This window comes from Allobosea sp. 05L423 (assembly GCF_056397745.1).
Genome location: NZ_JBFTOA010000001.1, coordinates 357,001 through 370,956, shown reverse-complemented (window position 1 = coordinate 370,956; position 13,956 = coordinate 357,001). Strand labels below are relative to the sequence as shown.

Sequence of the window (13,956 nt, the reverse complement as noted above, 5' to 3'; positions counted from 1 at the left end):
TCCGAGGTTGACGTCAGGTCAGACCTAACGCGCTATCCTCTTGATGCAGCTGCAACATAAGCTCTGGGGGCAACCTCTCAAAATCACGCTTTCTTTCGCTGTGTTACAATCGAAAGCCCGCGGACAGGCGTTTATAACACGCTGAAAGATAACGATTTTCTAACAACGAAAATCCCGCCGCGGAAGACCGCGGCGGGATTTGTTGCAGAACCGTCAAGAACGGCTGGAGCTCAGTTCGCCTGGCGGCGCAGGAAAGCGGGAATCTCCAGGTGGTCTTCCTCGCTGGTGCGAGTCGGCGCGACTCGGCCATGCGGGTCGAGCTGGCCCTGGGCCGGGCGCGAGGCCGGCTGCGGAGCCGGGCGGCGCATATACTCGGCATGGGCAGCGCTCGGCGCGGCCGCCTGCGGCACCGGGGCCTGCGGCGCCTGGCGGACCGGAGCCGGGGCGGGCGCCGGCTCGGCATATTCCTCGTCCTTGCGGCCGAATCCGACCGAGGCCAGCCGCTGCATCAGCGACATCCGCTTCTGCTCGACGGCATTCGGCGGCAGCGGCGCCGGCTGGGCGCCGCGCTGGGCGTTGAGCTGAGCCTGGCCCGGGACCGGCAGATCCTCGACGCGCGGCATGCGGGTCGGGCGGACGGCGCGCTCCGGCATCGGCGGGATGAAGCTGTCGTCGAGATGCAGGTTGTGCTCGGCATGGTGGACCGGCTCCGGAGCCGGAGCGGCGACCATCACCGGGCGGGGCTGCACCGGCTCGATCCGGATGTCGTGCGCGATCGGGGCGATCGGCGCCGGCTCGGCGGCAGGCGCAAGGCGGGTGGTGTCGATCACCGGGATCGATGCCGGCGCCATCTGGGCGACGGGACGGGGAGCGGCGGTAGCATTGCTGCGCAGGCGGGCTTCCTGCTTCAGGCGTTCGGCGACCTGGGCGATGCGGGCTTCCGTCTCGTCGACCTCGCCATGCTGGGAGATCGGCTTGTCGATGCCGGTAGCGACGACAGAGACGCGGACCGTGCCCTCGAGCGATTCGTCGAAAGTGGCGCCGACGATGATGTTGGCCTCGGAATCGACCTCCTCGCGGATGCGGGTGGCGGCCTCGTCGACCTCATAGAGCTTCATGTCGCGCCCGCCGGTGATCGAGATCAGCAGACCGCGCGCGCCCTTCATCGAGACGTCGTCGAGCAGCGGGTTGTTGATCGCGGCCTGGGCGGCGGTCAGCGCGCGCTTCTCGCCCTGCGATTCGCCGGTGCCCATCATCGCCTTGCCCATGCCGCGCATGACGGCGCGCACGTCGGCGAAGTCGAGGTTGATCAGGCCGGGGCGGACCATCAGGTCGGTGATGCAGGCGACGCCCGAATAAAGCACCTGGTCGGCCATGCCGAAGGCGTCGGCGAAGCCGGTGGTCTCGTTGGCGACGCGGAACAGGTTCTGGTTCGGGATGACGATGAGGGTATCGACCGCTTCGTTCAGCTCGCCGATGCCGGCCTCCGCCATGCGCATGCGGCGCTGCCCCTCGAACTGGAACGGCTTGGTGACGACGCCGACGGTCAGTATGCCCATGTCCCGGGCGACGCGGGCGATGGCCGGAGCGGCGCCGGTGCCGGTGCCGCCACCCATGCCCGCGGTGATGAAGACCATGTGTGCGCCCGCCAGGTGATCACGGATCTCGTCGATCACTTCCTCGGCCGCCGCACGCCCGACTTCCGGCTGCGAGCCGGCGCCGAGGCCCTCGGTGACCTGCAGGCCCATCTGGATGATGCGCGGGGCGCGCGAGAGCGCCAGAGCCTGGGCATCGGTGTTGGCACAGACGAAATCGACCCCGTCGAGGCCGGCCTCGATCATGTTGTTGACGGCATTGCCGCCGGCTCCGCCGACGCCGAAGACCGTGATCCGGGGCTTCAGTTCCCGGATGTCCGGGGCTTGCAGATTCATCGCCATGGTTGCCTCTTTTGATCCTGTGTCCGGCGCCTGGCGGGAGCCGTCCCGATTACTACGTTTGACGCCGTGGCTCGCCCCTTCGAACGAGCCGAACTCACTAGAAACTGTCCTTCAGCCACCGCCCGACGCGCGAGAAGTAGCCATCCGTTCCGGTCGCGAAGTAGCGCGCACCGGCAGAACGCGGTTCGAAGTGCTCGACATGGGCGACCTGCGGGTAGACCAGCAGGCCGACCGCCGCCGAGAAGGCCGGGCCCTTGCCCGCTTCCGGCAGACCCTTGATCCCGAGGGGACGGCCGGTACGGACCTGCCCGCCGAGCACGCGGCGCGCCACTTCCGGCAGGCCGGTAAGCTGGCAGGCGCCGCCGGTGAGGACGACGCGCCGCCCGGCCTGGGCCGAGAAGCCGGCATTGGTCAGCCGGTCGCGCACCAATTCGAGAATCTCTTCGACGCGCGGCTTGATGATCCGCACGAGATGCGACTTGGCGAGATGGTTCGGCATGTCGCGCTCGTCGTCGTCGACCTGCGGCACGGCGATCATGTCGCGCTCGTCGGAAGCGCTGGAGATGCAGGAGCCGTGCAGCGTCTTCAGCCGCTCCGCCGCCGAGACGCGGGTGGAAAGGCCGCGCGCCACGTCCATCGTGATGTGGTTGCCGCCCACCGCGATCGCGTCGGCATGGACGAGATGTCCGCCGGAGAAGACGCCGAGGCTGGTGGTGCCGCCGCCGAGATCGACCACGACGACGCCCATCTCGGCCTCGTCATCGACCAGAACGGAGAGGCCGGAGGCGTAGGGCGTCGCCACCACGGCCTCGACCTCGAGATGGCAGCGCTCGACCGCCAGCATGACGTTGCGCGCTGCCGCCGCCTCGCTGGCGACGACATGCATGTCGACCGAGAGCTTGCCGCCGATCAGCCCGCGCGGATCGAGCACGCCCGGCACGCCGTCGAGCGCATAGCCCGTCGGCAAGGCGTGGAGCACGGCCTTGCCGGGGCGGATCGCATGGGTCGCGGCGGTCGCGAGCACGCGCTTGACGTCGCTGTCGCCGACCGAGCCCGAGCGCAGATCGACGCTCGCGGCGTAATGCTGCGAGCCGATGCGCCCGCCGGTCAGGTTGACGATGACCGACTGCACCTCGACCTTGGCCATGCGCTCGGCCGCGTCGACCGAGGCACGAATCGCGCGCTCGGCGCTTTCGAGATCGATGATCGCGCCGCCCTTGAGGCCGAGCGAGCGCTGATGGCCAATGCCGATGATGCGGGCGACATGGGTGCGCCCACGCAGCCGCTCATTGGCCTCGGCCGGGTTCAATTCGGCGATCAGGCAGACGACCTTGCTCGTGCCGATGTCGAGAATCGACAAGGTCGCGCTCTTGCGCGACGACAGCGGACGCATGCGAGGTGTCAGACCCTGGGAGGTGACGTGGTTCATGCCTCGCCTCCCTTCTTCTTGGACTTGCTCTTCAACTGGTCGGCGCGGGCGGCGGCCGCTTCCTCGGAGAGGCGCATCACCACCCGGTCCGGCTGGCGCAGATCGATGGCGAGCACGTCCTTCTCGAGGACGCGGAAATCGCTTTCCAGCGAGACGAGGCGCTGCAGCGCCGCTTCCGGCTTGGTTTCCGGCAGGCGCACATCCATGCCGTTGTCGAGCTTGAGGTTCCAGCGGCGCCCGGAGATCAGGGTCGCGGCGCGAATATGCTGGGCGAAGGGACCCGCCTGGTTGCGCAGCGCCAGATATTCGCCAGCGCGGTTGTTGGCATCCTTGCCGACGACCAGCGGCAGATAGGCGAAGCGGCCGTCATCCATCTTGTCGATCACCGTGCCGTCGGCCGCGATCACGAAAAGCTCCCCCTTAACCTGCCACAGCGCATAGGGATCGCGCTCGGTCAGCGCGATCGAGACTTCGCCCGGATAGAGCTTGCGCACCGCCGCCTCGCGAATCAGCGGCGTCGCTTCCAGCTGCTTGCGGGCTTCGTCGGCGTCGAAGAACACCAGCGAGGTCTTCGAATCGATGCCGGCTGCGACCAGCACCTCCTGCTCCGAGAGCCCCGACAGGCCGGAGATGGTGACGCGGTCAATGCCGAAGCCGAGCACGCGGGCCAGCATGTGGCGCGGCTCGCCGTAATTGTCCTGGAGGTTCTGCCAGTGACCGCCCATGACGAAGCCGGCGCCGAGGCTGAGCGTCAGGAAGCCGAGGGCGAGCCAGGTGCCGAGGCTGCTCGGCACGCGCTGCGACAGCGGCACCGCGATGGCGCTGCGGCGCGTGCGGCGCATCCAGCGGCCCTGCCGCTCGCCGACGAGCAGCTGCGGCCCGCTGTGCCGGACCGGCAGGCGTGCAGCCGGCACCGTGGCCGGGCTACGTCGCTGCGCTGAAACGGGTTTCGCCGTCATCGCTTTCACCGATCGAGGGAGGCGTCCGCCACCATCCATTTGACGAGCTCACCGAAATTCAGCCCCGCATGGGCAGCCAGTTCGGGCACCAGGCTGGTTTCGGTCATCCCGGGCTGCGTATTGACCTCCAGCCAGACGAGCGTGTCGGTCTCGTCGTCGTAGCGGAAGTCAGATCGGCTGACGCCCCGGCATCCGATTGCTTGATGCGCCGTTAACGCACACTCTTCGATCTGCTGGTAAATTTTCGGTAAAATTTGAGCCGGACAGATGTGGATCGAGCCGCCTTTCGCGTACTTCGCATCGTAGTCGTAGAAGTCGCCGGTCGCGGCCTTGATCTCGGTCACGCCGAGCACCCGCTCGCCCATCACGGCGCAGGTCAGCTCACGCCCGGCGATGAAGGTCTCGGCCAGCATCATCTCGCCGCAGGGCCAGTCCGGCCGGGCGATTTCCTGCGGCGGATGCTGCCTGCCCTTCTTCACGATCACGACGCCGACGGAGGAGCCTTCGTCGATCGGCTTGAGCACATAGGGCGGCGGCAGGACATGGCTTTTCGCCGCGGCAAAGCGGGAAACGTTGACGCCGTCGGCGACGGGAACGCCCGCCGCCTTGACCACCGTCTTCGCCCGGTCCTTGCGGATCGCGAGCGCCGAAGCGAGCACGCCCGAATGGGTGTAGGGAATGCGCAGGATCTCCAGAACGCCCTGGATGGTGCCGTCCTCGCCGAAGCGCCCATGCAGGGCATTGAAGGCGACGTCCGGCTTCAGCTTCGCCAGCACCTCGGCGATGTCGCGCTGCACGTCGATGCGGGTGACGCGCAAGCCCTGCCCTTCCAGGGCCCGCGCGCAGGCCGCACCGCTGTTGAGGCTGACCCCCCGTTCAACGGACCATCCCCCCATCAGCACTGCAACGTGTTTGCTCATGCCGGCCCTCGTTCGACGCGATAGCCGTACCTCAGCCGGAGATGGTTAACAGCGCGTTAACCATAAGCTCGCGGTCGTTAACGAGCTCGGAATCAACCGATTTTGGCAAGCAACTGTCGTAACTGTGCACGCTCTTCCGAAGAGAGCGCACTCACCAGCCGCTCCTCGGTCGCGACATGCGAGGCAACGATTCGGTCCGCCAGCGCGAAGCCCGTCGCGGTCAGCACAATGCGCAGCGCCCGGCGATCCGCGGGGTCGGCCTGCCGCTCGATCAGCCCGCGCTTCTGCAGCCGGTCGAGGCGGTTCGTCATCGCCGAGGTCGAGATCATCATGTCCTGCGCGAGTTCGGACGGCGATAGCGCCCGCCCCTCGCCCTGGCGCCGCAAAGTGAGCAGCACGTCGAAACCGGCGAGATCAAGCTCATCGGCCACAAGATTGGCCGAAACGCCGTCCCGCACCCGGTCGGCCGCCCGCCAGAGATCGCCGCAGACCGCCATCACGCTCGTGTCGAGATCGGGCCGCTCCCGCCGCCACTGCGCCAGGATCGAATCCATCGGCCCACCCTGAACGTGGGGTCGCTCCTGACTCATGGCTGCTCCTTGCCAAGTAATTTCATGTCAGATAATTCGATATCGAATTATCTGACATGAAATAAAAATAGCAGCCGCGCTGTCGTGAGCCAAGCTCCACGCGCCTGGGAGGCCGCCATGCCGCTGAACAAGATATTGCTGACCACCATCCTCGTGCCCTGCATCTGGGGCTCGACCTACGTCGTCTTCACTCAGACGCTGCCCGTGGATCATCCGCTGCTCGTCGGCGCGCTGAGGGCTCTGCCGGCCGGCCTTCTGCTGATGGCGCTCGGCGCGGGCCTGCCGCCGCGCGACAAGCTGCTGCCGCTCGCGGCGCTCGGCCTCGCCAATATCGGGATATTCTTCGCGCTGCTCTTCGTCAGCGCGGCGCGCCTGCCCGGCGGACTTGCCGCCACGGTCGGCTCGACCCAGCCGTTGATCGTCGGCCTGCTGGCCTGGCCGCTGCTCGGCCGGCGCCCGGGCCGCGGGCAGATCCTCGCCGCGCTCGCCGGCCTCGTCGGCGTCGCCCTGCTGGTGCTCGATCCGCATGCGCGGCCCGACGCCATCGGCATCGTCGCCGGCCTCGCCAGCGCCGCCTCCATGGCAACCGGAACCGTGCTGATCGAGCGCTGGGGCAAGCTGGGCTCGGCCCTCGCGCTGGCGGCCTGGCAGCTCACGCTCGGCGGGCTGATCCTGCTGCCGGTCGCGCTGCTGGTCGAAGGCCCGCCGCCGATGCCGACTGCCCTGAACGGGATCGGGCTTGGCTATCTCGTCCTGATCGGCACCGCCCTCACCTATTGGCTCTGGGTCAGGGGCATCACCACGCTCGGCGCCAGCGTCGCCTTCCTCGGGCTGCTCAGCCCGACGGTCGCGACCATCCTCGGCGCCGTGCTGCTCGGCCAATGGCTGGGCGCGGTCCAGCTCCTCGGCATCGCGATCATCCTGAGTTCGACGATCGCGGGAATGCTGCTCTCGCGCCGGGCTGCGGCCACAACAGCCGCTACGCCGCAACCCCGAGCCGCTTGATCTCCCACTGGAGCTCGAAGCCGGAATTCTCCTTGACCCGGCGGCGAACCTCCTCGCCGAGCCCCTCGACATCGGCGGCCGTCGCGCCGCCGGTGTTGATCAGGAAGTTGCAGTGCATCTCCGAGACCTGGGCCCCGCCGACCCGCAAACCGCGGCAGCCGGCGGCATCGATCAGCTTCCAGGCCTTGCCGCCATCCGGGTTCTTGAAGGTCGAGCCGCCCGTGCGCTCCTTGATCGGCTGGGCCGCCTCGCGCGCCTGCGTCACCCGGTCCATCTCGGCCTGGATCAGCGCCTGATCGCCCGGCCGCCCCTGGAACAGGGCGGAAGTGAAGATGATGTCGCGGGTCGATGCCGCGCTGTTGCGATAGGTGAAGCCCATCTGCGCGTGGGACAAGGTGACGATCTCGCCCTTGCGGGTGACGCCGCGCGCCTCGACCAGCACATCGGTGGTCTCGCCGCCATGGGCGCCGGCATTCATGCGCAGCGCCCCGCCGATCGAGCCGGGAATGCCGCGATAGAAGGCGAGCCCGTCGAGCGAGGCATCGGCCGCCGCACGCGCCACCTTGACGTCCGGCACCGCCGTTCCGGCCCGCAGCCGGTCACCGCTCTCCAGCTTGATCTCGCCGAAAGCCTTGCCGCCGAGCCTGACCACGACGCCGGGAATGCCGCCATCGCGCACGATCAGATTCGAGCCGAGGCCGACCACGGTGACTGGAACGTCGTCCGGCAGCTTCGAGAGCAGGTAGGCGAGATCCTCGTCATCGGCCGGCGTGAACAGGATCTGCGCGGCGCCGCCGACGCGGAACCATGTCAGCCCCGCGAGGTCCTGATTGGCGAGAAGCCGGCCCCGCAGGTCGGGGGCCGAGGCGCGGATGTCGGAGGAGAGATCTTCGAAGGGCATGGCGTCGCTTTAGCGCATGATGTTCCGGGACGGAACAGGTCGTCATGCTCGGGCTTGACCCGAGCATCTCTCGCCGAAGGAGGCTCCCTCATTCTTCTGTTCGAGATTCTCGGGTCTGCGCTTCGCTTCGCCCGAGAATGACGGTGGAGAACGCGGGGCGCGGTTACCCGTTCAGCGCCTCGAGCTCACCCGGCAGCGCATAAGCCCATTGCGTGATGTTGCCGGCGCCGAGGCAGACGACGTAATCGCCCGGTCCCGCCAGCTCGGCCACCATGCCGGCAAGCTTGTCCGGCGCTTCCAGCGCCAGCGCGTGGCGATGACCGCGCGCCTTGATGCCGGCGATCAGCGAATCGCGGTCGGCGCCGGGGATCGGTGCCTCGCCGGCCGCGTAGGTGTCGGCCACGATCACCGTATCGGCGTCGTTGAAGCAGGCGGCGAAGTCATCGAACAGGCTGGAGAGACGAGTGTAGCGATGTGGCTGCACGATGGCGACGACCTTGCCCTTGGTCGAGGCCCGCGCCGCCTTGAGGACGGCGGCGATCTCGACCGGGTGATGGCCGTAATCGTCGAAGATCAGCGCGCCGTTCCACTCGCCGGTCTTGGTGAAGCGACGCTTGACGCCGCCGAAGCCGGCGAGCGCCTCGCGGATAACAGGCACGGGAATACCGAGATCGTAGGCGACTGCGATCGCAGCGGTCGCATTCAGCGCGTTGTGATGGCCGGGCATCGGCATGACGAGGTCCCGGATCACCTCGTCGCGCCCGCTCTTGCGGTCGCGGATAAGGAGCGTGAACTTCGCCTGCCCGCCCGAGAGATCGATGTCGATCAGGCGGAAATCGGCCTGCGGGTTCTCGCCATAGGTGACGACGCGGCGGTCCTCGATCTGGCCGACCAGACCCTGAACCGTCGGGTGGTCGATGCACATCACTGCGAAGCCGTAGAACGGGAGGTTCTCGACGAAGGAGCGGAAGGCCGCCTTGATCGCGTCGAAGGTGCCGAAATGGTCGAGATGCTCGGGGTCGATATTGGTGACGATCGCGACGTCGGCCGGCAGCTTCAGGAAGGTGCCGTCGGACTCGTCGGCCTCGACCACCATCCAGTCGCTCTCGCCCATGCGGGCGTTGGTGCCATAGGCGTTGATGATGCCGCCATTGATGACGGTCGGGTCGAGCCCGCCCTTCTCCAGCAGCGTCGCGACCAGCGAGGTCGTGGTCGTCTTGCCATGGGTGCCGGCGATGGCGACGCAGCTTTTCAGCCGCATCAGCTCGGCCAGCATCTCGGCGCGGCGCACCACCGGCAGGCGCTGCTCGCGGGCGGCGAGCAGTTCGGGATTGTCGCGCTTGATCGCGGTCGAGATCACCACGACTTCGGCCTCGCCGAGGTTCTCGGCCTTGTGGCCCACGAAGGTGGTGATGCCCTTCTCGGCAAGGCGCTTGACGTTGGCGCCATCGGAGGCATCCGAGCCCTGCACCTTGTAGCCGAGATTGTGCAGGACTTCGGCGATGCCGGACATGCCGATGCCGCCGATGCCGACGAAATGGATGGAGCCGAGCTTCGGCGGCAGCTTCATGGTCCCGAAATCCTATCAGTTCGAAGAATGGGCCGTGGCGATCACGAGATCGGCCAGGCGGTCGGCAGCGTCGGGGATGCCGGCGCTCTTCGCGTTTGCAGCCATGCTCGTCAAGTGCGCCGGCTGCGCGATGAGCTTGGAGAGCTCGCCGGCGAGGTGCCGCGGCGTGAAATCCGTCTGCAGCATGCGGATGGCGCCGCCCACCCCTTGCAGGAAGGCTGCGTTGGCCGCCTGGTCCTGATCGAGCGAGCCCGGCAGCGGCACCAGGATTGCGGGCCGCCCGATCACCGAAAGCTCCGCGACGGTCGAGGCGCCGGAGCGCGCGATGACGAGTTGCGCCGCCGCCATCTGCGCCGGCAGATCCTTGAAGAACGGCGCGATCGTCGCCTTGACGCCGAGCGTCTCGTAGATGCCGCGCACACGCTCGTCATCCTCGGCCCGCGCCTGCTGGACGATGGTCAGGCGCGCCCGCTCGCCCTCGGTGAGGAGCTGGATCGCCGGCGGCACGATATCGGCCATGATGCGCGCACCCTGGCTGCCGCCGAAGACGAGCAGCCTGATCTTGCCCTCGCCCGGCGGGTCATAATCATGGCCTGCGGCCTCGATCACGGCCGGGCGCACGGGATTGCCGACATGGCGGCACTTGGTCTGCTGCGCTTCCGTCAAACCGCCGACCTTGGCGAAGCCGGTCGCGATCACGTCGGCCCGGCCGGCGAGGAAACGGTTGGCCCGGCCGATCACGGCGTTCTGTTCGTGGATCAGCGTGCGGACGCCCGCGAGCGAGGCGCCGAGCACCGGCGGCACCGTCGGATAGCCGCCGAAGCCGACGACGACGTCCGGCTTCACCTGCCGGATGATCCGCCGCGCCGCGAAGGTACCCTTGGCGATGTTGAACAGCGCCGCCGCCTTCTGCAGCGGCGAGCGGCCGGAGGGGGTCGCCGCCGGCACGGCATGGACCGCTTCGGCCGGGAAATTGCCGGCATATTCGGCCGCGCGCGTATCGGTCATCAGCACGACGCGCATGCCCCTTGCGTGCAGCGCGTGGCTCAGTGCCTCCGCCGGAAAGAGATGGCCGCCGGTTCCGCCCGCAGCCAGCATGATGAGCTTGCCCGCGGCCATGCTCAGCGCCTGTACGAGCCGAAATCGACCGACCGCGGCCGCCGCCGCGTCAGCGCCAGCAGGAAGCCGGTACCGATCGCGAGCGAGAGCAGCGAGGAGCCGCCATAGGAAATGAAGGGCAGCGTCATGCCCTTGGCCGGCATCATGTGCAGATTGACCATCATGTTGATCGCCGCCTGGATGCCGAAGAGCAGCGCGAGCCCGGTGACTGCGAGACGGATGAACGGGTCCTCCGCCTTCTGCGCGACGAAGAGCGAGCGCAGCACGATCACCGCGAAGAGCATGACCAGCAGCATGCAGACGACGACGCCGAACTCCTCGGCGGTGACCGCGAAGATGAAGTCGGTATGGGCGTCCGGCAGGATGCGCTTCACCGTGCCCTCGCCGGGTCCCTTCCCGAGCCAGCCGCCCTGCGCGAAGCTCTCCAGAGCCGTATCGACCTGGAAGGTGTCGCCCGAGCCCTTGTCCATGAAGCGCTCGATGCGGGCGCGCACGTGCGGCACCAGTTCGTAGGCGACGAGGATGCCGACGGCGCCGACGCCGCCGAGTCCGATCACCCAGAACCAGTGCAATCCGGCGACGAAAAACAGCCCTGCCCAGACCAGGCTGACCAGCATGGTCTGGCCGAAGTCGGGCTGCAGCACCAACGGCACGATCGTGACCGGCAGCAGCAGCAGCGCCAGGATCGTGCCCGGCAGATCCGGCCGGCGGGTGCCCTCGGCAAAGGCCCAGGCGGCCATCACGACGAAAGCGGGCTTCAGGAACTCGGAGGGCTGCACCGAGCCCAGCGGTCCGAGCGTCAGCCAGCGTTTGGCGCCCTTCACCTCGACGCCGAAATAGAGCGTCGCCACCACCATGGCGAGCGAGAGCACATAGATGATCAGCGCCGCGCGCCGCACCTGCCGGGGCGTCATCAGCGAGACGCCGAGGAAGATCACCATCGCCGCGGCAAGATAGGCGGCCTGACGGTTGACGAAATGGAAGGTCGAGAGCCCGAGTCGCTCGGCCACCGGCGGTCCGCCCGCCATCAGCAGCACGACGCCCGACACCATCAGGGCGACGAGGGCGGTAAGGATCAGGCGGTCGATCGACCACCACCAGCGGCCGCTGAGAGAAGGTTCCGCGCGCGAGACCATGACGGGCATCCCATCGACAAATTCTGCGCGGCGAGGCCGCGCCTTGCGAGACGAATCACTCTGTCAATGAATGGTTAACCGATTGATTCCGATGCGTCGGAATGCCGGGCTTCCCACAGCCGCCCGCTATCGCTGCGCCTCGGCGCGGAACGTCGCCGCCATGCCGTTGAGCAGCGCCGCGGCACGGAGCCTGCTCACGGCCGAATGGAGGACGATGGGCCGCGCCGGCAGCGGCGGCAGCTTGAAGCGCGAGCCCGCCTCGACGAGCCCGGCCGGCGCTGCGCATCGTGCCAGCGGCGCAAGGCCAAGGCCCGCACTCGCAGCCGCTGCCACCGAAGCGGCCCCCTCGCCGATGAAGGCCTCTCGCCATGGCGTTCCGGCCGCGTCGAGCGCACCGATCGCCATGCTCCGCAGATTGCATGGCGGCCTCTGGACCGCGAGCGGCAGCGGCTCTCCCTGAAACGGCGAAAAGTCGGGAGCGCAGAACCATCCGAAGCGTGCCTGAGCGAGAATCTCGCCGTCGCGCCGGCTGGCATCGTGGCGCAGGACGATGACCGCATCGAGCTCGCCGGCATCGAACCGCTCGAGCAGCCCGCCCGACAATCCGGTTCGCAGCGAAAGCTTCACCCCGCCAGCCTGCTTGCCGGCGGCCTGGATCGCACGGGTCAACTCGGGGCCAACGAGGTGATGCGTCACGCCGAGGTTGAGCGAAACGGCCTCTTCCGACAGCGCCTCGGCGGCGCGGCGATGCGCAGAAAGGAACTCGCGAGCCGGACCTAGGAAGCGCTCTCCAGCCGCGGTCAGGCTGATGCGGCGCGGCGTGCGCTCGAGCAGGCGCTGGCCGAGATGTGCCTCGAGGCGCTTCAGCCGCAGCGAGACGGCCGCCTGGGTGGTGTTGAGAACCGCAGCGGCCTTCGTGAAGGACCGGAGATCGGCGGCCAGAACGAAGGTTTCGATGGCCTCGGGATCGAGCGAACGGCGAACATTCATAACAGAACGATATCATTGATATCCGAAACCCGACAGTTCCGATCGCATTAAAAATCGGGCTTCCGTGTGCGGCCGCCACCCGAGAACGAAGTCCATGCCCAGAACCTCCCTCGCAGTCGCATCCGCACCGGATACCCGGCAAGCCGGGACCAACTCCTACATCTGGACCGTCCTGACGGTCGCCGTGGCCACCCAGACGGCAGGTTCACTGGTCTCGCAGGGCGTCTACATCCTCGTACCCTTCTGGCGCGATGCCTATGGCATCTCGCTCGCCTCGGCCTCCCTCGCGGTCACCGTGATGAACGGCACGCAGATCGCGACGATCTACGTGATCGGGCGGGCCATCGATCTGTACGGGGAGCGCATCGTCGTGGGCATCGCCATGCTGGGCATGGCGGCTGCGATGGCCGCGGCTTCCTTCGCGACGGGCTTGACCGGCCTTCTGCTCAGCATGGCCTTTCTCGGCGGCACCTATGCAGCGGTGCAGCCGGGCGGCACGCGGGCCATCATGCGCTGGTTCCCGCCGCGCCACCGCGCACTGGCGACGGGCTTTCGGCAGGCCGCTGTCCCGTTGGGGACAATGATCGCAGCCGCCCTTCTGCCCCTGCTCGTCGTCCATGCCGGCCTGCCGGCGGCAGCCTGGTTCAGCGCCGGCATCTCGCTTCTCGGCAGCCTGCTGTTCCTCGCTTTCTACCGGGAAGGCGAACAGCAGAGTGCCGGCGCAGGCAATCGCGACAAGCCGCTGCCATTGCGCGCGCTGGTTCGGACGGTTGGCCTGAACCCGCGGTTCTGGCCGGTGCTGCGCCTGGGCATCGCGATGTCCGCCTTCCAGTTCACCTTCACCGCCCACGCCATCGGCTACATGGCCGGCTCCCTCGGCCTCGGCATCGTCGGCGCGGCCAGCCTGTTCGCCATTGCGCAGCTCGCCGGCATTCCCGGCCGGGTCGTTCTGCCCTGTCTGAGCGACAGGCTATGGCCCGGCCGGCGGCCCCGCTCATTTGCGGTCATCGCGCTTATCGGCGCGACGACCGTCGCGATCTTCGCCGCGCTGCCGGGCGATACGCCGTCATGGCTCGCAGCCTGCGTGCTGGTCACCTTCGGCCTCTTCGGAATCGGCTGGTTCCCGCTCTATCTGCTGGAGATAGCGGAGATGGCCCCGCCCACATCCGTGGCCTCGACCGTCAGCTTCGCCTCGACGCTCTGCCTGATCGCAATGGCGCTCGGGCCGTGGTTCTTCGGCCTGATCGTCGATCATTTCGGATACGCGGCTGCCTGGACACTGCTCACCGCGCCCGTCGTCATCGTGGCGCTGCCGCTGACGGGGCTGCTCGGGCGTTCGAACGGCTAGAGCAACGAACCCGTCGACGACGTGGATTATTGGATCGCTGCCGGCAGGCAGC

At 67.9% G+C, this 13,956-nt stretch carries 12 protein-coding genes; 2 read left to right on the top strand and 10 right to left on the bottom strand.

Annotated features, from left to right (window positions below):
- Positions 1–230: 230 nt before the first annotated feature.
- The 5 genes from ftsZ to AC1DNE_RS01800 all read right to left on the bottom strand — a co-directional run bounded on the left by ftsZ (position 231) and on the right by AC1DNE_RS01800 (position 5,835).
- Positions 231–1,937 (bottom strand): cell division protein FtsZ, encoded by a 1,707-nt coding sequence (gene ftsZ, locus AC1DNE_RS01820; RefSeq protein WP_441469684.1) that lies wholly within the window; start codon positions 1,935–1,937, stop codon positions 231–233.
- 97 nt (positions 1,938–2,034) lie between these two features.
- Positions 2,035–3,366 carry a cell division protein FtsA gene (gene ftsA, locus AC1DNE_RS01815; RefSeq protein ID WP_441469685.1) on the bottom strand — a complete coding sequence of 444 codons (1,332 nt, stop codon included), beginning with the start codon at positions 3,364–3,366 and terminating at the stop codon, positions 2,035–2,037.
- Entirely contained in the window at positions 3,363–4,325 is a 963-nt protein-coding gene (locus AC1DNE_RS01810; protein WP_476766282.1) for a cell division protein FtsQ/DivIB, read from the bottom strand. Before AC1DNE_RS01810 ends, ftsA begins: the two co-directional genes overlap by 4 nt.
- Positions 4,326–4,330: 5 nt before the next feature.
- The gene (locus AC1DNE_RS01805; protein ID WP_441469687.1) at positions 4,331–5,245 is read right to left on the bottom strand and encodes a D-alanine--D-alanine ligase; all 915 of its coding nucleotides are present in this window, start codon (positions 5,243–5,245) and stop codon (positions 4,331–4,333) included.
- 92 nt (positions 5,246–5,337) lie between these two features.
- Positions 5,338–5,835, bottom strand: coding sequence for a MarR family winged helix-turn-helix transcriptional regulator (locus tag AC1DNE_RS01800; RefSeq protein WP_476840897.1), 498 nt, complete (start codon positions 5,833–5,835; stop codon positions 5,338–5,340).
- A gap of 117 nt (positions 5,836–5,952) precedes the next feature.
- Here AC1DNE_RS01800 and AC1DNE_RS01795 point away from each other — a divergent pair, with 117 nt between their 5' ends.
- Positions 5,953–6,840 carry an EamA family transporter gene (locus AC1DNE_RS01795; RefSeq protein WP_441469689.1) on the top strand — a complete coding sequence of 296 codons (888 nt, stop codon included), beginning with the start codon at positions 5,953–5,955 and terminating at the stop codon, positions 6,838–6,840.
- On the opposite strand, the gene murB is transcribed toward AC1DNE_RS01795, so the two are convergent.
- The 5 genes from murB to AC1DNE_RS01770 all read right to left on the bottom strand — a co-directional run bounded on the left by murB (position 6,815) and on the right by AC1DNE_RS01770 (position 12,556).
- Entirely contained in the window at positions 6,815–7,741 is a 927-nt protein-coding gene (murB, locus tag AC1DNE_RS01790; protein ID WP_441469690.1) for a UDP-N-acetylmuramate dehydrogenase, read from the bottom strand. The genes AC1DNE_RS01795 and murB overlap by 26 nt on opposite strands.
- 163 nt (positions 7,742–7,904) lie before the next feature.
- Positions 7,905–9,311 (bottom strand): UDP-N-acetylmuramate--L-alanine ligase, encoded by a 1,407-nt coding sequence (gene murC / locus AC1DNE_RS01785; RefSeq protein ID WP_441469691.1) that lies wholly within the window; start codon positions 9,309–9,311, stop codon positions 7,905–7,907.
- A 15-nt stretch (positions 9,312–9,326) separates the two neighbouring features.
- Positions 9,327–10,430, bottom strand: a complete 1,104-nt coding sequence (gene murG, locus AC1DNE_RS01780; RefSeq protein WP_476766280.1) for an undecaprenyldiphospho-muramoylpentapeptide beta-N-acetylglucosaminyltransferase — start codon at positions 10,428–10,430, stop codon at positions 9,327–9,329.
- A 2-nt stretch (positions 10,431–10,432) separates the two neighbouring features.
- Positions 10,433–11,566 (bottom strand): FtsW/RodA/SpoVE family cell cycle protein, encoded by a 1,134-nt coding sequence (locus tag AC1DNE_RS01775; RefSeq protein WP_441469693.1) that lies wholly within the window; start codon positions 11,564–11,566, stop codon positions 10,433–10,435.
- A 126-nt stretch (positions 11,567–11,692) separates the two neighbouring features.
- Positions 11,693–12,556, bottom strand: coding sequence for a LysR family transcriptional regulator (locus AC1DNE_RS01770; protein ID WP_476766279.1), 864 nt, complete (start codon positions 12,554–12,556; stop codon positions 11,693–11,695).
- 94 nt (positions 12,557–12,650) lie between these two features.
- On the opposite strand from AC1DNE_RS01770, the gene AC1DNE_RS01765 reads away from it, so the two are divergent.
- A complete protein-coding gene (locus tag AC1DNE_RS01765; RefSeq protein WP_441469695.1) occupies positions 12,651–13,904 on the top strand; it encodes an MFS transporter in 1,254 nt (417 codons plus the stop codon).
- The last annotated feature ends 52 nt before the right edge of the window (positions 13,905–13,956 follow it).